We start from the raw sequence: 18,488 nt of genomic DNA on the forward strand, positions 1-18,488 counted from the left end.
AAAAATAAGATTAATGTTTATAAAAATTTTAATAATTCAAAAATTTAAGATGATTTAAAAATAAGGTGTGAGATAATGGAAGAGAAAAGAGCTAAAAAGGAGGAAGTAATAGAAACTGAAATCCAAATGGGTACAGTTCATCCTGCTGCTTTAGAACCTTATAGAGTTAGATTTTTTGTGGAAGATGAAATTATTAAAGATGCTGAAATAACTGTTGGTGTTAATCATCGTGGTGTTGAACGTATTATGGAAGGTCTTCCTGTAGAAAAAGCTAATGCTCTTACTGAAAAAATTTGTGGAATTTGTTCTAATTCACATGTCTGGAATTCTGTTAGAACTGCTGAGAAGGGATTAGAAGTTGATGTTCCAGATAGGGCAGTTTATATTAGAGTTATTATGGGGGAATTAGAAAGATTACATAGTCACTTCCTTTATCTTGCTCATGGTTGTGAAGTTTTAGGTCATGAAACCTTTTCTATGAGAGTTTTCTATATGAGAGAAACTATTATGGAACTTTTAAGCATGATTGGTGGAAATCGTGTTCAGTATGGTTGTGCTATTATAGGTGGTGTGAGACCTAGATGTGAACTTGATGATAATCGTATACAAAGATTGATTGATGGGATGAATAAAACAGAAGAAGCTCTCACAAATTTTGCTGATAGATTCCTTCATGATACTATGGTTATGTCAAGAATCACTGGTGTTGGTGTTCTTCCTCAAGAGCAAGCTATTAAACTTGCAGTTTCTGGACCAACTCTTAGGGCTACTGGTGTTAAATCTGATTTAAGAACTGGTATGTATGAGTATGAGAATTTTGATTATGATCTTATAACTCAACCTGATGGTGATGTTAAATCTAATCTTTTAATGAGAGTTTTAGAGTCTTTTGAATCTATTAAAATTATTCGTCAAGCTGTTAAAAATCTTCCTTCTGGTCCTATTTCTAATAGGTCTTGGGAAATGTTTGATTGTGATATTATTGAATCTCATATTGAAGTTCCACGTGGAGATTTATATGATTCTTTTGCAATTGAAGATGGGAGAATTAGAAGTTGTTTAATTAGAACTCCTAGTTTAGCTAATATTGGTGCTATGCAATATGCATGTATTGGTGATTCTATTACTGATGGTCAATTATGTATAGTTCAATGTGATCCATGTTTCACTTGTACTGATCGTGCTGTAGAAATTATTCAACTTGATAAAAATGATAAAAAAATGATGAGGAAATAGGAAAATGTCATTCATTCCAATTATATATTCAATTTTAGCAGTGTTAGGTACTTTGGTTGTTGCTGTGTTTGTAGGGACTCTTCTTCCTGGTTTTGAAAGAAAGTATGTTCAAGCTAGAATTCAGCAAAGAATTGGGCCAAATTTTGCTAGTCCAGGTTTATTTTCAACTATTAAATTCTTTTTTAAGAAAAATTTGAAAATTAATTCACCGGTTCCTAGTTTATATAAGGCTTTACCAATTGTTTGTTTCATTGCAGTGTTTTTATTGTTTTTAACTTTAACTCCACAAAATTATCAATTTTTAGCTTTTGCTAGTTTGATTGCTATTGTTGGATTTTTAAAGATTGATGAAATTTGTTATGTTTTAATGGGTTCTTTGTCTAAGTCTGTTATGTCTGGTAATATGCCTTTCCCAGATCATGCTAAAGGTGGAGCTAGAACTGATACTAATGTAAGTTTTTTAGAAGATATAAGTTCTAATAGATCTTTAAGAATGATTGCTTTTGGTTCTTTTCCATTGTATTTATCCTTATTTGTTCCAGTAGTTTTATCTGGTAGTATTTATCTTAATGATATAGTGACTATGCAACAAATTTCTGGCCCATTCTTATTTACTGTTCCAGGTTTTATTGGTGCTATAGTCTTCTTGATTGGTTATATTATCTTATTAAATGAGTATCCTTTTAATATTGTTCATGCTGAAGCTGATGTTATTCAAGGACCGTATATGGAATTTGCTGCTGATTCAAGAGCTTTTATTTATTTAACTAAAGGATTTTTAATGTTTGCTCTAGCTAGTATTTTTTGTGTATTATTTTTAGGTATTACACCTAATATTTTATCTTGGGGTATTCTTGTTAATATTGTGGTTGCTTTTATTTTCCCTGTTATTGTTGGGATTTTAAGTGCATTCTCTCCAGTATTTACTTTTAGACAATTTTATCCAGTTGTTATTGCTAGCTCTTTACTTGGAGTTTTAGCTATTGTTGTAGGAATGTTTTAATATTTATTATTTTATTTAGGTGACTTTGAATGAAAATTGTTATGAGACCTTATCATATGTTAAGTCTTGGGGGATATATTGTTGAAACACATTTCCCTTATAGGAATCTTATAATTGTTAATAAAACTGCTGAACCTATTAAAATTGAGGTCCCTGTTTTAGAGGAAAGTTGGATTGATGAACATAGGGCTTTAGGTTTAGAAGTTATTCCTGTTAGGGATGAAGATAATTATTTGGCTATGTTTAAAAAGGCACATGCTGATTTAGACAAGTTTATGGAAAAAGTGGATATTGACGTTGAGTTAATTTAAATAATTTTTTTCCTTTCTTTTTTATTTTATATTTTTTTATATAATGAATTACATATTATTTTTTATATTATTTTTATATGCTAGTGATTTAAAATGACAGATTTAGCTTTAAGTATTCAAACTTTAGAAAAAAAAGGTGTTCTTGACGATATTACTGAAATTTTTTCTTCACATAATCTGAATATTTCATATGCTCATATTTATATTGAGAAAAATGATTATGGTTCTATTAATGTGGAATTGGAAAATGTTGAGGATGTTGATGAATTACTTGATGATTTAAATAATTCTCCTTTAGTTAAAAAGGTTGAAGTAAGAGGATCCTTGATGGATGTTTATGGTAAACGTATTTTAATTTTTGGTGGGGGTGCTCAAGTTTCTCAAGTTGCTTTAGGTGCTATTACTGAAGCGGATCGTCATAATATTCGTGGTGAAAGAATTAGTGTGGATACTATTCCTTTAGTTGGTGAAGATAATATTTCTGAAGCGGTAGATGCTTTATCTATTACTCCTAGGGTTAATGCTTTAGTTTTAGCTGGTTCTTTGATGGGTGGTGAAATAACTAAGGCCGTTCGTAGGGTTAAGAAAGAGTTTGGTTTGTTAGTTATTAGCCTTAATATGCCAGGGAGTGCTGCTAAAGAAGCTGATTTAATTGTAACTGACCCTATACAAGCGGGGGTTATGGCTGTTATGGCTGTTGCTAATACTGCCGTGTTTGATGTTGATAAATTAGATAATAAAAAGTTCTAATTTTTTTTTAAATTTTTCATTTTTGTACTGTTTTTGATTTTGATAAATTAATTAGTAGTAAGTTCTAATTTTTTTTAAATTTTTCATTTCAAACGAGTTTTTCATTCAATTTTTCTTTTCATTAAAAACAATAAACCATAAATTAAAATACTCACAATATAATTAACTACTATTTTTATTAAACTTATCTTTAAAATTCTATAAGCACTAAACTATAATTCTTAATAAATATCAGCGTACCCTACATCAAGCATAAAAATAACTTATAAAAATTTTTTCACAGAATCTTTTTCTGTAATTTCTCGATAAAATTTACAAGGATTACCAAACGCCACACAATTTGGAGGAATATCTTTAATTACAACACTTCCAGCACCAATAACAGCACCCTCTCCAATAGTAACATCACCTACAACAGTAGTATTCCCACCAATCCATACATTATCTCCAATATTAATTTTAGTACCATACTCTAAATTAACAATTTTTCCATCTTTTTCAAACATTCTCTCAGAAGATAGAAGGGGATGACTACCAGCAAGTAAACTAACATTAGGAGCTATCATTACTTATCTCCAATATTTACTTCCCCATCATCTAAGATTGTTAAATTAAAATTAGCATAGAAATTATCTCCAATAAATATGTTTTTCCCATAATTGAATTGGATAGGTCCCTGCATATAAAAATCTTCTCCAACAGAACCTAAAATTTCTTCTAAAATTTCATATCTTCTATCATCCTGATCATCTAAGGAATTGTATTCTTGACATAAGCTATGAGTTCTATGTCTAATTTCCCCTAAGTCCGGAGTTCTAGGATAATATAATTTTCCTGCTAGTGTTTCTTTATCTTTCATAAAAATCACAAAAATTTCCTTTCAAAAACATCTTAATACTTTTATATAATTAGCTAAAAAAAATAGGTTTGTATTGTTAAAAAAATATAAAAAAAATAGTAAAATAAAAAATTTTTATTCAACAGGACTCTTTTCTAACTTAATAAATTCATCTAAAGCTTCTCTAGTTGTACCTACAACAATACGATACCAAGAGTTCTCACCCTCAGTTGAAACCTTTTCAACTTTTCCACGAGCAATAACCTTTTCACCTTCTAAAACTTCACCAGCATAAGTATGGGTGAAACTAGCTAAACCAATAATATTAACATCAACACCATCAATAAGTTCAACATTATCAATATCATAAACTGCAGGATTATCAAAAGATTCTAAAGCATTAGTAATAGTACAAGTAATAGTAGATTTTCCTAATGGTTCAAAAACCGTATCTCCATAATAACCACTAATTTCATCATAATTACGAGTAGCTAAAATATCGAATAAAGTACCATCAATAACTCCACGATTACTTTTACGATTCTCATACCAACAAAATTCATCTTTACTTAAACTATCATCTTTAATACGTTTCTTAAAAACCCGTTGGAAGAAATCATTCCCAATACTATTTAAAGTAACCTTCTTACCTAAATCAGGAATTTCAACTTCTTGATCCTTATTTTTCTTATAAGCTTCAACAGCTTTTCTATGATTTCCAAGACCATACACAACAAAATCTAAATCAGAAGTACCTTTTTTTTGTAAATTAGGACAAATTGAACCAGAAATTCCTAAATTATCATAACTTATTCCAGCTTCATAATGGAAAAAATCAGATAAATCAATTAATTTATAATATAATTTCTCTTCATCACTTAAAGAATCAATGTCTTTATCTTTAAATTTAGGAACATATTCTTCTCTAATTTCTCTTAACCTTTCTTCAGGTTTTATAATTTCAGCAACTTTATCTAATGGCACTCCCATCATATCTTCAACTTTAGTCACATCATCATAAAAAAGATATTCTGGAAAATTTTCTTTTAAAAAACTATATGCTCCTTTAGAATCTACTTTAGAATAATGTTTACCATTTTTTTCACGATCACCATTAGGGTCGGGAATGTATCTTAAAAAACTAATAAAACGGTTAGTAGGATGCACATAATTTGTTGAAGCAAAAAATAGGTCATCTGTAGTATGTATAAAATCTCTTGTTCTAACTTTCATATCCATTTTTATTTAAGCCCCAAAAATTTTTTTATTATTAATTAAATATTATATTTAATTTATAATTCTTGTAAGTTAAAAATTTTTACTAATTAATATAAATATAATATAATTATTATATTTAAAAAAAATTTTTTAAAATAATATAGGATACTATAAACTATGTCTATATAAAAAAAATTGAAAAAAAGATTTAAAAAAAAAATGGTTTGAAAAAAATTTTAATTGGTGGTTTAAAAAAAATTTTTAAGTTTTTTTTAATAAATTAAATAATATTATGTAATAGATATATACTTTTTTTTAAGCTAAAATTGGTGCTGTAACTGTAGTTAAATATGCTCTTGGATTGTAAGATTTATCTCTTCCAGTAACACCATCATAATCTGCATCACAATTAGAACATGTGAGTTCGCTTTCGTATACTCCTTTAGGGTTAATTGTTAATGTGTTATAATGATGACATAAAGGACAATAATTAACGAAAGTTGTTATGAACCATTTATATGCATATCCACTATGACCAACTGAAGGTTTAGCTTTAATTGTTATTGTTGGAAGTTCTTCTTCACTGGAATTTCCAGTAGAACTTTCATTATCAGTACTTGTTTCACTATTATTTGTTTCTTCTATATTTATAATATTAGAATTTATTGCACTACCATAATGATCAGAATTAAAACTATAGGTAACATTATAATTTCCAGCTGCTAAGTTAATTGCTAATTTAGCAATACCGTTAATATCAGTAATAACTTGATATGTTTTACTTAATGAACCTTTACTTAAAGTAATGTTAACTATCTGATTTACTAATGCATTTCCATACATATCTGTTAAATTAACAGTGTAACTTGAACCACTTCCAGTAGTTGTGGCTAAATCATTTCCAGATAAAGTAATTGGTATTTTTACTTTAATAGGACTAGTTCCATTAATTTCAGAGAAACTATAAGTTGAACTATAATTTCCAGGGTAAAGATTTATTTGAAGTCTTGCAACTCCTTCAATATCAGTTGTTGCCCAGTAAATTTTACTTGCACCATCTGAGAATCTTGTTAAATTAATTGCAACATGTTGTCCAATAATTGGGGTACCATCATCATGGGTTAAGGTTATAGTTAAATTTTCACCTTTTCCATAAGTTGTAGTTAATCCGTTTGAAGAAATGGTCATGTTTAATTTTTTAACAGTGTCATTTACAGTGTTTGATAATTTACTTTCATTATCTGCTGTTTGACTTAGAACATTACTGTTTGTTTTGCTTTCTATAGTTTGATTACTAATTACTTGATTTTTCACATTTTCAGAAGATACTTGTGAAATGTTTGAATTCTCACTATTTATATCTCCGGAATCAGTATTTGATAAAATTGTATTTGTATTATTTATATCACTTACATTAGTGGCTGCACATGCACTTAAACTTATAAAGAATAGGCATAGGCTTGCTATGATTAATGCTTTTTTTTGTAACGAAATTTTTTCACCTCAATTTTGTCACTAAATATTGAATCAAATGTTCTAAAATAAAAAATGATTAAGGATCTCATTTCTTTATTAAATGAAATAGGAAAAAAGTTTTCTTATTTTTTATTTTTTTTTCCAAGAATCTTTTTTTTATTATAATGAAATATTTTAATTTTGTATTCACAGATATTTTTTTAAATTTTCCAAGTTTGGTGTGAATGAAAATATTTATGAGAACATAATTCGCATAGTGCGCTTAACTAATCCATTAATATTTTTTACTTATAAACCTTTGTTTTTAAAAATTAAGTATTAATTGGTGTTATTTTACTTAAAACATTTATAATTGGTGAAAACTTAATTAAATTAACTTTTTTAACTATATTTTACTTAAAATTTTTTTTGATTTACTAAATTTTATTGAAAATTTATTAGATGCTTTGTGACTCTATTATAGTAAATATCAATTATTTATAAGGTAATGGTTTAAATCTTATTAATTTATCCTTTTTTAATTATATTATAATGATTTCTCATGTTTTTATAATGAAATATACTAATCTTATCCTTTTTTAATTTGGATTCATTGGTGGGCATTCTATCAAATTAAATTCTTTTATACTTTTGTAAGTCATTTTAATTTGTTTTTCAATATTAAATTTTTTAATATATTCTAAAGATTATTGTTGGATTGGGGTCTAAAAGAGTGGAAAATTGTTTTTTTTATTAGTTATTAAGATTTTTAAGCTAAGCAAAATTGTACATGAATAATCATGTTAAATACATTTTTTTAATTATTCCAATTTAAGCTAAATTATTAAATTTAATTAATCTTTGTAAAATCTTAATTTTTAATAGTTAGCTCTTTTAAATTAAAATTTAATTAATATTGGTTTTCAATATATCTTAAATGATCTTGTACTATTTTCAAATTGTTCCTATCCTTTTTTTAATGATTTTTTATTTCGGATAAAAATTGGAAATAACTTATGTATTGTTCTAAAAAAGTACATTTTCTTAAAGTATAAATTATTATACTTTATAGAACAGAATTTATTATTATAAATAAAATAATTTTTAGATGTTGAGGTTATAATGGAAATTACAAATAAACATATTGAAAAAAAGTTTGCATATGATGGAAGTCAAATTAATCCTTCATGGGCTTTTAAAACATTTGGTGTTAAAGGCTCTTCTATTATTACTTGGAGAGGTGCAATGAATATTACACCTAATAATATGAAAGATTTTGCTGATGTTGGATTAGAAATTAAAGGAAATGAAATGGTTCATTTTATGAGTGAATTTTTTGATATTCAACCAGCTAATATTAGAATGGCTTATATGCGCCAACGATTATTAGTTCTTATATTTAAAGAAGAATTAGCTAAAATGGGTGTTAAATCTACTCGTGATGGTGATGATATTTTTGTTGATGATGCTAAATTAACTGTTTCTATTGCTAGTGTATCTATTAGTTCAATGAAAATACATTTTGCTTTTAATATTAAGGATGAGGGAACACCAGATGTTCTTGAAACAATTGGAATTTTTGAACTTAAAAATGAAAATGGTGAATTAGTTTTTAATGAAGATAATTTACTTACTTTTGTAAATAATGTAGTTAATAGTTTTATTAAAGAGTTACAAACTATTGAATTAGATATTAGTAAAACTGATGTTTTATAAAAATTTTAATTTATTTTATGGAGATGATTTTATGAAGATTTTAATTAATGGGATTAATGCGAATTTAAGATTCTCATCTGCACATTTAATTCCATGTCATGAAACTTGTGGTTTTATTCATGGACATTCTTATTTTGTGGATGTTGAAATTGAAGGGGAAAGAGCTGGTGAATTTCAATTTGTTGTAGATTTTAAAGATGTTAAAAATTCTTTAAGAAGTATTTGTGATAGTTTAGATCATAGATTATTAGTTCCAGTTTTTAATAAGCATATTAGTTTTAAAGATATACCTGATAATGAGAAGAGTGTTGAAAAACTTCAAAAAGAGAAGAATTTACAGTTTAAGATAGGTGATAAGGGATATACTATTCCTACTGTGGATTGTGTTTTATTACCTTTACCTACTAGTTCTGCTGAAGATTTAGCTAAATTTTTTGCAGATAAGTTAAGTGAAGATCTTAAAGATAAAGGTTATGATAATTTATCTTCTCTTTCTGCATGTGTAAATGAAGGTATTGGTCAAGGAGCTTTATATCAAAAAGAATTTTAATTAAATTTATATTTTTATTATAATAACCTTTATTAATTTTAAAAATCTAAGGTTTAATGGTAGTTTAATTTTTATAAAAAAATTAATACTTAATTATTATATATTAATACAATTTATGTGATTTAAATGGATGCACCAATTATCGAGATATTTTCAAGCATACAAGGAGAAGGACTCTTAATTGGGGAACGACAAATATTTGTACGTTTCGCAGGTTGTAACTTAGACTGCACTTATTGTGACACTAAAAACAGTCAATCTGCTAATGTTGGAACTATAATGTCAGTTAATCAAGTTTTAGAAAAAATTGAAGAATTAAGTACTCCAGATTTAGGTTCTATATCTTATACTGGAGGAGAACCAATGTTACATGCAGATTTTATATCTGAAATCATTAAAAAAACAAAAACAAAATCTTTACTTGAAACAAACGGCACACTACCTAACGAATTAACTAAACTTGAAGATTTAGATTGGGCATCAATGGATATTAAATTACCTGAACATTTTGATAACACATGGTCTGATAATATTTTAGAAAATGAAATTTCATTTATAAAATTATTAATAGAACAAGATACAAAATTATATTGTAAGTTAGTTGTACTACCTTCCACAAAAATAAGTACTGTTGAAAAGGTTTTAAAACATATATCAAGTGAAATACCTGAACATATGGAAATACCTTTAATAATACAACCTGCAAGCCCCTTAGAATTATGGGAAGGTAACACAGATAAACTATTCCAGTTTTCTGAGGTTGCAGGGAAATATATGAAGGTGTACACTATCCCGCAAATCCATAAATTTCTAAATATAGAATAGTTTGAATAAAGAAAAAAGAAAAGAATATTATTTAATTCAATTTTTTTTATTTAAACAAGAACCCAAAATTATTAACCCTTGAGGTGTGAAATGATGAAAGATAACAAATCAACTATAAAAAATCCAATGAGTCGTGGAGATTCATTTGAACATAAAAAAGGTGCTGTAAAAGAAAAAAATAGTAAAGATGGAGATATTATGGCTCTAGCTAAAAAAGATGTAATATCAATCCCTCCAACTATGTCTATTCAAAAAGCATCTGAATTAATGATTGCTCATGGATTTAGACGATTACCAATAACTGACCCAGGTTCTGGAAAAATTTTAGGAATAGTTACAGCAATGGATATTTTAGATTTCCTCGGTGGAGGAAGTAAATTTAATATTATTGAAAAGAAACACAATGATAACTTTTTAGCAGCAATTAATGATCCTATAAGATCAATTATGACATCTGATGTTGTTACAATGAGTCATAAAGATTCTGTAACTGAAGCTGTTAAAGTAATGTTAGATCATAAAATAGGTTCCATACCTGTTCTTGATGATGAAGAAAAAATTGTCGGAATCATTACTGAAAGAGATTTCGCATTATCTATGGCAGGTCTTTTAACTGATGAAATAGTTCAAGATGTTATGATAACCGATGTGTTAACAACAACACCTGGAACTCCAATTGAAAGTTCTACTAAAATAATGGTTAGAAACAATTTAAGAAGAATCCCTGTAGTATCAGGTGATAAATTAGTAGGAATTATCACTTCCACAGATATTCTAAAATTCTTAGGTGATAAAGAAATGTTTTCAAACATGACTTCTAACAGTGGTTTAGATGTATTAAACATGAAAATCAGTGAAATCATGCAACCAAACATATCAATTATTGAACCTTTAACTCGCTTAGGTGATTTATGCGATTTATTCAAAGAAAAGAATATTGGTGGTGCTCCTGTAGTAAAAGATGATAAATTAGTAGGAATTATCACTGAAAGAGATATTTTAAACACTATATTAAAAGATTAAATATAAATATAATTTATAAAAAATTTTTAAATTATAATATAAACCTTAAATTTTTATTTAGAAGGAGTAATCTATAATGCAAATTAAAAATTTAATGTCTGAAAATCCAATAACAATTGATAAAAATAAGAATATATGTGATTGTTTAAGAATCATGTATAAAGATGATTTATCAAGAATTCCTGTAATAAAATCTGTAGAAGGAAATAAAAAAGAACTTGTTGGAATAATTTCAGAAAAAGATATAGCTAATAAATTAGGTTCATCCAAATATGCGGATGTAGCTATTTCTCATTTTCATGTATCCACAGTAATGGTTAAAGATGTTATTACTGTAGATGAAAATGCAGATTCAAATGAAGTTGCAAATATTTTACATGAAAATAATATTGGGGCATTACCTGTAATGTCTGATGATGAATTAGTAGGTATTGTAACTAAATCTGATTTCATTAATCTTTGTAAAGGTAAACCATTTGAAAAAATTTCAGTTAAAGATGCAATGACTCAGGATATAATATCCGTTGCAATTAATGATCGTTTAGTTCATGCAAGAAGAGTTATAATGGACTCTGGAATTGGTCGTTTACTTGTTAGTGAAGAACATGAACTTGCAGGTATAATTACTAGTAAGGATATTGCTAAGGCTTATGTTTCATTCAAAAAACATACACCAGAAAAACATCATCAAGCACAACTTAAAAACTTAGTTGTTGAAGATGTAATGAGTACTAATATCCAAAAAGTTTATGAAAACGATTCTATTTCTGAAGTAGCAGAAAAAATGTTAGAAACTGGATTTAATGGTTACCCTGTTTCTAATGAGGATAATGATGTTGTGGGTATTATAACCCAATCTGATTTATTAAAGATACTTATAGACTTAGAATCTCAATAGATAAAACACATAAAAATCTATTATAAAAAAATTTTTTCATATAAAAAGGGGAATTTTTCCCCTTAAAAAAATTTTTTTATAAATAAATACAATTTTAAAATACTTTTTTTTAAATACTTTTCTAAGAAAATCTTTTTTCATATTTTTATACTTAAAAAATCATAAAATTAAGTAAAATAATATAATTCTTAATTTATATAATAATAATTATTATTCACTATATTTTTTCATAAAAAACAATTATATAATTAATTTATAAAAAAGGGATTGAAATTTTTTGCAAAATAAAGTATCATTTTTAGGACCAAATGGAACTTTTACTCATGAAGCAGCATCATCAATTAGTGAAAATTTAATCAGTTACTGCAGTATACAATCAGTAATGGAATCAGTTGTTAATGGTGAATGTGATAAGGGAGTAGTTCCAATAGAAAATTCAATTGAAGGATCAGTTACACTAACCTTAGACTTATTAGTTCATAAATTCAATTTAATGATTGAAAATGAAATCATAATACCAATCAATCATAATCTCTTAGTAAATCCGGGTACTCAAATTGAAGATATAAGTGATGTTTACTCTCATTCACAAGCATTAGCACAATGTCAACCATTTCTTGAAAAATTAAATGTGAAAAAACATTTCACATTATCAACAGCAGCTGCAGCTAAAAAGGTTGAAGGACATAAAAATTATGCAGCTATAGGAACTTTAACCTCAGGAAAATTATATAATTTAAAACCTTTAGTTTCTAATGTTCAAGATAATGATACAAATCAAACTAGATTCATAATCTTATCAAAAAAAGATCATATTCCAACAGGGCATGATAAAACTTCAATAGTTTTCTCATTATATGATGATGCAAGTTCAGGGGCTTTGTATAAAGTTTTAAAAATATTTTCTAATAAAAATATTAATTTATCAAAAATCGAATCTCGCCCTTCAAAAGAAGGATTAGGAAGTTATATTTTCTTCATTGATTTAGAAGGGCATAGAAAAGATAAAAATATTTTTGACATTTTAAATGAAGTAAAAGAAAAAACTTCATTCTTTAAAATTTTAGGATCTTATCCTATTTATTAAAAATCTGTTTTTCACTCTTTTTAGAAAATTTTCTTTAGTTAATTTTATTAAATATAAAGTACAAATTTATTTAGTATAATGGAAAATTATTTAAAGAAATTTTGTTATGAAAAATAATAAAATTTTATAGTATAAAGATAAATTTTTAAAGCTTATTATTAAAAAAAATGGGGAGGGAAAAAGGGCATGAATCAAGATAAAGAAAAATTATTAATGATTTTAAATAATCTTGAACAAGATTATCGTTCTGGTAATATTTCTCAAGAAAAATATGATTATTTATCTGAACAGTATAATCGTAAACTTGAAGCTATTAATGTTTCAGAAAGAATAAGAACTATGCAAGGTCGACCAAATGATGATTCCTCAACCAACTCATTACAAGAATCTATTGATAAAGATAATGAAGAAGATCAAGAATTAATTGAAAAGTTCATTGTTAAAACTAATAAACCTAAGAAAAAGAGTAAGCCCTTAGGTAATGGTGCTATAATTGCTATTGCTACTTTATGTTTAATTGTGGCTTTTGGAACTGGTATTGGTTTTGGAGTTTTCAATTTTGATTTTAATGGTAATGCAGTGTCTATGTTTGGACAAGCTTCTATTTCTGATTCTGCTTTCCCTGTGGTGGTTGCAAACACTACCCCGAATACTACTAATATAACTAGTACTTCTGATAATTATAATCAAAGTAGTTATATAAGTTCAGATACTAGTGATTCTGATAGTAGTTCATCATCTTCTGATACTACAGATTCTGGAAGTACTGATGGTTCTAGTGATTCTGGTAGTTCTGGTTCTGGTGGATCTGATAGTGGAGGTTCTGGTTCTGGTGGATCTGATAGTGGAGGTTCTGGTTCTGGTGGATCTAATTCTAATGATGGTGGTTAACCGAAAATAAATTAAATTCTAAAAATTTTTTTTTAGGATAAAATTTTTTAGGAAAAATCATGGATATGTGTAATTTAGAAAACGAGGGATTATTTTTTTTTTAATGATTTAAGAAGATTAATGGTGACAATTATATGAAAAAATATTATTATTTTATAGGGATTTTAGTAGTGTTACTTGTTATATCTGTATCTGGTTGTATAGGGGATAATTCAAACAATACTAATTCAACTAGGGTTCAATCTTTAACAGAGAATGGTGTAACATTAGAATTCCCATCTACTTGGATTAAAGCAGATGCTCAGGATAATGCTTCTGTTCTTGCTGTTGCAGATCCAAATTCTAAAGATCAACAAGGGTTCAGTGATACTAATGTTAATGTTGAAAAGAAAGCTGTTTCTTCTTCATTAGAAACTGATTTTAATTCAACTTACACTCAATTATCAAAAAATTCAGATTACCAAATTTTATCTCAAGGTAATGTTACTGCAGGATCATATAAAGGTTTAGAATCAATTTACACTTCTAATGTTAATGGTACTACAAAGATGCACAAGGCTGTTTGGATTGAAAATGGGGATAATGTTTATGTAATTTTATGCAGTGCTCCTCAAAATAAATTTGATTCTCAAGCTCGTATCTTTGATTTTATTATAAGTAATTTTAAGTTTAGCTAAAAATAGTGTTAACTTTTAAAATTTTACTTTTTTTTAAATTTTTTTTAATAATGAATTAATGGTGGTTATTTTTTTATGGATATTGTGTTATGTGTAACTGGTAGTGTTGCAGCTACTGAATCTATTAAGTTAGCTAGGGAATTTAAACGTCAAGGACATAATGTTAAGTGTTTCATGACTCAGGAAGCTACTAAAATTATTCATCCTAATGCGATGGAGTTTGCAAGTCGTGAAGGTGTTGTTTTAGATTTAACTGGTGATATTGAGCATGTTAAGTATGCTCAAGCTGATTTGATTCTTGTTGCTCCTGCTACTGCTAATACTATTAGTAAATTTGCTTGTAAGATTGCGGATAATGCTGTTAGTACTTTACTTATCACAGCTTTTGGACATAATACTCCTATTGTATTTGTTCCTTCTATGCATGATTCTATGTATGATGCTGTTTATCCGAATATTCTTAAATTAAAATCTGAAGGAATTAAATTTGTTAATCCTCGTATGGATGAGGGTAAAGCTAAATTCCCTTCTGTTGAGGATATTGTTTTAGAATCTCTTAGAACTATTAATTTAGATAAATTCAATAAAGGTGAAGATTCTAATAATATTGCAGGTAAAAAGGTTTTAATCAGTCTTGGTGGTACTTATGAAGCTATTGATCCTATTCGAGGTATAACTAATCGTTCTTCTGGTAAGATGGGTTTGGAATTAGCTAAACAAGCTTATATTCGTGGTGCTGATTTAAGTCTTTTAATGGCTCATGTTACAGTAAACATTCCTAAAGTTTTTAATGTTATTTACACTGAAAGCACTGAACTTATGAATAACACTACTATGAAACTTGTACCAGATTTTGATATTTTCATAGCTACTGCTGCAGTTTCAGATTTTGCACCTATTAAAGAGGAAAACTTTAAAATCTCTTCTGATTTTGATTTAACTCTTGATTTTAAACCTTTAAATAAGATTATTAAACATATTAAAGAAGTTAATCCTAATATCTTTTTAGTTGGTTTTAAAGCTGAGTATAATGTTTCTGAGGAGAAAATGATTGAATGTGCTCATAATCAAATTGATTTTGCAGGTACTGATTTAGTTGTTGCAAATGATGTTGGTCGTGAAGGTTGTGAATTTGGTTCTGATAATAATGAAGTTATCCTTGTTAATGATAATATTTTAAAATTTGCATTTTCATCTAAAAAAGAGTTAAGTATTCTTATCTTCAATGAGATTAATCGTTTAATTTAAAAAATTTTTTTTTATATACTTTCTATTTTTTTAATTATATTGTAGATTCTTATTTTTATTAGGGTTTCTAAATTTTTTAAATGATTTTTTTAAGTTTTGATTTCTTATTTTTTTGGATATCTATTTTTTATTATCCTAATGTTTTTATATTATTTTTAAACCCTAAAAAGTAATACTTTTTTACTTATAATCCCTTATTTTTTAATACTTAGAAATCTTAAGTAAAAATAGTGAATATCTGAAAAAATCATGTAATTAAATTATTTAAAATTAGTATTTTTAAAAAAGAAGCTTAATCCCTCGGAACTTACCAATGTGGAGTGTTTTTTTTGAGTGAACTTTTCCAGAGAGATTAATCTGAACTTTTTAAATATTGCATTAGCATTTATAATTTTATTATTTCATAGTATATAAAGGTGATATTAGTAATACTTTTTTAAGGTTTTTATCGTAATAACTAACTCCCATACTAAGGCTTTAAAACACTTTAAAATAATAGAAAAACCATGAAAAAATACAAACAATTTCACACCTTATGGAATAAAAAATCTATAAGATATTATATATTAAGATCTAATATAATTTTTAAAAAAAAATTTATACATAATATACAAAAGTCAGGAATAATTTTTCATGAAACCTTAAGATGTCCACATATTAAGATAAAAAATATTAAAAAATGAAAGATTAAAAAACAAAACAAGAAATTTAAAAACTTTTCTCAATTAAAAAACCGGCATGATCCTTCTCATAAGGCTCTAATTTAACCTTTTGAAGTATACTAAAACCATTACTTTTTAATTTACGTTCTTCTTCCTTAAAAATTTTTTTAGGCTTTTGCACAACATCAATACTACGAGCCTTAATCATAAGTAAACCTTGACCACCATCCTTTAAAAAGAGGTTCATATTCTTCATAAATAATTCACTTTGATTTGGTTGAGCAACATCACAATATACTAAATCAACCTTTTCAACTAAATCAATATAATTTTTAGGTTTAGTTGCATCATTAAGTAAAGGTGCAATATTCGGACGAATTTTACATAAATTATTTAATTTACGCATACTAACTGGTGAAAACTCAACAGCATAAATAATACCATCACTAACAACATCTGAAATATGAGACACAGTAGTTCCAGTAGAAGCCCCTAAATATAAAACCTTAAAATCCTTCTCCAATTTAAAATTCTCTAAACCATTTAACAATGCTGCAGCTAATTTAGATCTATGAGGATTCCATAACCTATACTCATCCTCTTCTTCATTAATTAATTTTTCACCATAAACACGTAAACCAGGAGTAATATTCTTTGTTGCAAGCATATCATCCTTTTGATAAATCTCCATATAAATCAAACTTCCTAAAAAAAAATTTTTATTCAAAATACTAACTTTTAACTTCCAAAAATCTATTTATTTTCTCTTTTTATGTTTACGATCACGTTTATTCTTCTTTTTACCCTGATACTTATTATGTTTATTTTTAGAAGAATCTTTTTCATAATTTCTTTCTTCTTCCCGTTTACGTTTTGTTTTTTTAGGGAAAGGATTTTCTTTTTCTATTCTTTCAACTTCACTTTCAAAATCTAATTTTATTTCTGGATTGAATTTTTTAACAAAAACATCTCTTCTAACTGCAAGAGAAATCTTTAAAGCTAAAGTTCTAGCAATTTTTCCACGATTCCACCAATTACAACTTCTAACATTAGGATGTTGATATATTAAACCATGTTTTGGTGGGCGTTCACCAGTTTTCAAATGTCTGAATAAAGCTTTTTCAGCACCCATAATTTGAACAGTACTTGAAGGATACATTGCTAATTTTTTAATACCTCCACTATGTGAAATTAATTTAGCACCTAAGGAAGCACCTACTAAATCTTTTAAATTAGGAGCAATACTTTCCATTTTATTTTCAATATATTCTATTATTTCCCTTCTAGATTCTTGCAGGGAATATAATGATTTTGTGAAATTGTTTAAAACTTTCAAATCTTCACTTTCAATATCTGCCCCTGCACTTTCCTCATAATCTATTTTAAACAAATCAGGATTGTTTTTAATAATTTCTTCCCTATTATTGTTTTCAGCAATAATTTTTATGTAAGCTTCATTATTATTTATTGCATCCATTTCTGGGAAGTAAATTATATACCATTCTCTCATACGTTCAATTAACTTACTTATAGATTCATCAATTTCATCAATTGAATTAATGGCTTGAATTAAAAGTTTATCATCTTCAGATGCACTTTCCTTCATTTTAATAGTTGCAATTTCATTATAAATTCCAATTATTTTTCCAGGATAAGATTCATTATTAAAAAAGTTTAATTTAGTTAATATTTCTTCTAAATTTTTTCTTAAGTACTCTCCACCTTCATTTGTAGTGTTTATACTTATTTTTTCAAATCCATTAACTGTTTTGTATTGTGATAATCTGTTTTCACTTTCAAGGTTAATCTCATCATATTCCTCTTCTAATTCTTCAATTAGACTTTTTTCAATATTTAAAACTTCTTTATCTTCAATTTTAAGTAAATTATCCACTATTTCATTTTCAGGGAATAGTTTATAAGTTATTAGTTTTAAATCTTGATTGAAAGCTAAAAATCCAGCTACGCATTTTGTAATATATAATTCCATATTATTTTATTAGACTTTACTTTATTATTAAAATTTTTTATATGGATTCTAATTTTTTTTTATAGTAAAATTATAAATCTTATATAAATCATAAATCTATAATAGTATAG

At 26.7% G+C, this 18,488-nt stretch carries 19 protein-coding genes; 13 read left to right on the plus strand and 6 right to left on the minus strand.

What is annotated here, in order from left to right; genetic code table 11:
- The first annotated feature begins 75 nt into the window (after positions 1–75).
- The 4 genes from BP997_RS02640 to BP997_RS02655 all read left to right on the plus strand — a co-directional run bounded on the left by BP997_RS02640 (position 76) and on the right by BP997_RS02655 (position 3,300).
- Entirely contained in the window at positions 76–1,236 is a 1,161-nt protein-coding gene (locus BP997_RS02640; protein WP_413824770.1) for a nickel-dependent hydrogenase large subunit, read from the plus strand.
- A 4-nt stretch (positions 1,237–1,240) separates the two neighbouring features.
- Entirely contained in the window at positions 1,241–2,239 is a 999-nt protein-coding gene (locus tag BP997_RS02645; RefSeq protein WP_413827110.1) for a respiratory chain complex I subunit 1 family protein, read from the plus strand.
- 29 nt (positions 2,240–2,268) lie between these two features.
- Positions 2,269–2,550: an energy-converting hydrogenase B subunit P gene (locus tag BP997_RS02650; protein ID WP_413824775.1), complete on the plus strand. Its 282-nt coding sequence runs from the start codon at positions 2,269–2,271 to the stop codon at positions 2,548–2,550.
- Positions 2,551–2,643: 93 nt separating this feature from the next.
- Entirely contained in the window at positions 2,644–3,300 is a 657-nt protein-coding gene (locus BP997_RS02655) for a DUF5612 domain-containing protein (protein WP_413828774.1), read from the plus strand.
- A gap of 263 nt (positions 3,301–3,563) precedes the next feature.
- On the opposite strand, the gene BP997_RS02660 is transcribed toward BP997_RS02655, so the two are convergent.
- The 4 genes from BP997_RS02660 to BP997_RS02675 all read right to left on the minus strand — a co-directional run bounded on the left by BP997_RS02660 (position 3,564) and on the right by BP997_RS02675 (position 6,670).
- A complete protein-coding gene (locus tag BP997_RS02660) occupies positions 3,564–3,866 on the minus strand; it encodes a hypothetical protein (RefSeq protein ID WP_413828776.1) in 303 nt (100 codons plus the stop codon).
- Entirely contained in the window at positions 3,866–4,159 is a 294-nt protein-coding gene (locus BP997_RS02665; RefSeq protein ID WP_413827117.1) for a maltose acetyltransferase domain-containing protein, read from the minus strand. Before BP997_RS02665 ends, BP997_RS02660 begins: the two co-directional genes overlap by 1 nt.
- A gap of 114 nt (positions 4,160–4,273) precedes the next feature.
- Positions 4,274–5,371 (minus strand): DNA polymerase subunit beta, encoded by a 1,098-nt coding sequence (locus BP997_RS02670; RefSeq protein WP_413827141.1) that lies wholly within the window; start codon positions 5,369–5,371, stop codon positions 4,274–4,276.
- Between the two features lie 300 nt (positions 5,372–5,671).
- Complete coding sequence (locus BP997_RS02675; RefSeq protein ID WP_413824782.1) at positions 5,672–6,670, minus strand: hypothetical protein; 999 nt, start codon at positions 6,668–6,670, stop codon at positions 5,672–5,674.
- Between the two features lie 1,263 nt (positions 6,671–7,933).
- On the opposite strand from BP997_RS02675, the gene BP997_RS02680 reads away from it, so the two are divergent.
- From BP997_RS02680 to coaBC, 9 genes are all read left to right on the plus strand, one after another.
- Positions 7,934–8,527, plus strand: a complete 594-nt coding sequence (locus tag BP997_RS02680; RefSeq protein ID WP_413824785.1) for a DUF366 family protein — start codon at positions 7,934–7,936, stop codon at positions 8,525–8,527.
- A 31-nt stretch (positions 8,528–8,558) separates the two neighbouring features.
- The gene (locus BP997_RS02685; RefSeq protein ID WP_413824788.1) at positions 8,559–9,077 is read left to right on the plus strand and encodes a 6-carboxytetrahydropterin synthase; all 519 of its coding nucleotides are present in this window, start codon (positions 8,559–8,561) and stop codon (positions 9,075–9,077) included.
- 126 nt (positions 9,078–9,203) lie between these two features.
- Positions 9,204–9,902, plus strand: coding sequence for a 7-carboxy-7-deazaguanine synthase QueE (locus tag BP997_RS02690; RefSeq protein ID WP_413824790.1), 699 nt, complete (start codon positions 9,204–9,206; stop codon positions 9,900–9,902).
- Positions 9,903–9,992: 90 nt separating this feature from the next.
- Positions 9,993–10,925, plus strand: a complete 933-nt coding sequence (locus BP997_RS02695; protein ID WP_413824792.1) for a CBS domain-containing protein — start codon at positions 9,993–9,995, stop codon at positions 10,923–10,925.
- A gap of 76 nt (positions 10,926–11,001) precedes the next feature.
- Positions 11,002–11,823 carry a CBS domain-containing protein gene (locus BP997_RS02700; RefSeq protein ID WP_413824794.1) on the plus strand — a complete coding sequence of 274 codons (822 nt, stop codon included), beginning with the start codon at positions 11,002–11,004 and terminating at the stop codon, positions 11,821–11,823.
- A 277-nt stretch (positions 11,824–12,100) separates the two neighbouring features.
- Entirely contained in the window at positions 12,101–12,910 is an 810-nt protein-coding gene (gene pheA / locus BP997_RS02705) for a prephenate dehydratase (protein WP_413824796.1), read from the plus strand.
- 186 nt (positions 12,911–13,096) lie between these two features.
- Positions 13,097–13,801 (plus strand): endoglucanase, encoded by a 705-nt coding sequence (locus BP997_RS02710; RefSeq protein ID WP_413824798.1) that lies wholly within the window; start codon positions 13,097–13,099, stop codon positions 13,799–13,801.
- A 134-nt stretch (positions 13,802–13,935) separates the two neighbouring features.
- Positions 13,936–14,478: a hypothetical protein gene (locus BP997_RS02715; RefSeq protein ID WP_413824801.1), complete on the plus strand. Its 543-nt coding sequence runs from the start codon at positions 13,936–13,938 to the stop codon at positions 14,476–14,478.
- Positions 14,479–14,553: 75 nt separating this feature from the next.
- Positions 14,554–15,726 (plus strand): bifunctional phosphopantothenoylcysteine decarboxylase/phosphopantothenate--cysteine ligase CoaBC, encoded by a 1,173-nt coding sequence (coaBC, locus tag BP997_RS02720; RefSeq protein ID WP_413824804.1) that lies wholly within the window; start codon positions 14,554–14,556, stop codon positions 15,724–15,726.
- Positions 15,727–16,434: 708 nt separating this feature from the next.
- Here the strand turns inward: coaBC and BP997_RS02725 are convergent.
- Positions 16,435–17,079, minus strand: a complete 645-nt coding sequence (locus BP997_RS02725; protein WP_413824806.1) for a fibrillarin-like rRNA/tRNA 2'-O-methyltransferase — start codon at positions 17,077–17,079, stop codon at positions 16,435–16,437.
- Positions 17,080–17,145: 66 nt separating this feature from the next.
- On the minus strand, positions 17,146–18,378 hold the full coding sequence (locus tag BP997_RS02730; protein ID WP_413824808.1) for an NOP5/NOP56 family protein: 1,233 nt from the start codon (positions 18,376–18,378) through the stop codon (positions 17,146–17,148).
- Positions 18,379–18,488: the final 110 nt, after the last annotated feature.

It is taken from the genome of Methanobrevibacter sp. UBA412, assembly GCA_002495685.1.
GTDB lineage: Archaea > Methanobacteriota > Methanobacteria > Methanobacteriales > Methanobacteriaceae > Methanobrevibacter_A > Methanobrevibacter_A acididurans.

What these genes read in the sequence shown, in the direction of transcription:
- BP997_RS02730 (WP_413824808.1), bottom strand. Translation starts at nt 18,378, where the DNA reads ATGGAATTATATATTACAAAATGCGTAGCTGGATTTTTAGCTTTCAAT.
- BP997_RS02670 (WP_413827141.1), bottom strand. Translation starts at nt 5,371, where the DNA reads ATGAAAGTTAGAACAAGAGATTTTATACATACTACAGATGACCTATTT.
- BP997_RS02700 (WP_413824794.1), top strand. Translation starts at nt 11,002, where the DNA reads ATGCAAATTAAAAATTTAATGTCTGAAAATCCAATAACAATTGATAAA.
- BP997_RS02680 (WP_413824785.1), top strand. Translation starts at nt 7,934, where the DNA reads ATGGAAATTACAAATAAACATATTGAAAAAAAGTTTGCATATGATGGA.
- BP997_RS02710 (WP_413824798.1), top strand. Translation starts at nt 13,097, where the DNA reads ATGAATCAAGATAAAGAAAAATTATTAATGATTTTAAATAATCTTGAA.
- BP997_RS02690 (WP_413824790.1), top strand. Translation starts at nt 9,204, where the DNA reads ATGGATGCACCAATTATCGAGATATTTTCAAGCATACAAGGAGAAGGA.
- BP997_RS02715 (WP_413824801.1), top strand. Translation starts at nt 13,936, where the DNA reads ATGAAAAAATATTATTATTTTATAGGGATTTTAGTAGTGTTACTTGTT.
- BP997_RS02685 (WP_413824788.1), top strand. Translation starts at nt 8,559, where the DNA reads ATGAAGATTTTAATTAATGGGATTAATGCGAATTTAAGATTCTCATCT.
- BP997_RS02660 (WP_413828776.1), bottom strand. Translation starts at nt 3,866, where the DNA reads ATGATAGCTCCTAATGTTAGTTTACTTGCTGGTAGTCATCCCCTTCTA.
- BP997_RS02655 (WP_413828774.1), top strand. Translation starts at nt 2,644, where the DNA reads ATGACAGATTTAGCTTTAAGTATTCAAACTTTAGAAAAAAAAGGTGTT.
- BP997_RS02695 (WP_413824792.1), top strand. Translation starts at nt 9,993, where the DNA reads ATGATGAAAGATAACAAATCAACTATAAAAAATCCAATGAGTCGTGGA.
- BP997_RS02645 (WP_413827110.1), top strand. Translation starts at nt 1,241, where the DNA reads ATGTCATTCATTCCAATTATATATTCAATTTTAGCAGTGTTAGGTACT.
- BP997_RS02665 (WP_413827117.1), bottom strand. Translation starts at nt 4,159, where the DNA reads ATGAAAGATAAAGAAACACTAGCAGGAAAATTATATTATCCTAGAACT.
- BP997_RS02650 (WP_413824775.1), top strand. Translation starts at nt 2,269, where the DNA reads ATGAAAATTGTTATGAGACCTTATCATATGTTAAGTCTTGGGGGATAT.
- BP997_RS02725 (WP_413824806.1), bottom strand. Translation starts at nt 17,079, where the DNA reads ATGGAGATTTATCAAAAGGATGATATGCTTGCAACAAAGAATATTACT.
- BP997_RS02640 (WP_413824770.1), top strand. Translation starts at nt 76, where the DNA reads ATGGAAGAGAAAAGAGCTAAAAAGGAGGAAGTAATAGAAACTGAAATC.
- coaBC (WP_413824804.1), top strand. Translation starts at nt 14,554, where the DNA reads ATGGATATTGTGTTATGTGTAACTGGTAGTGTTGCAGCTACTGAATCT.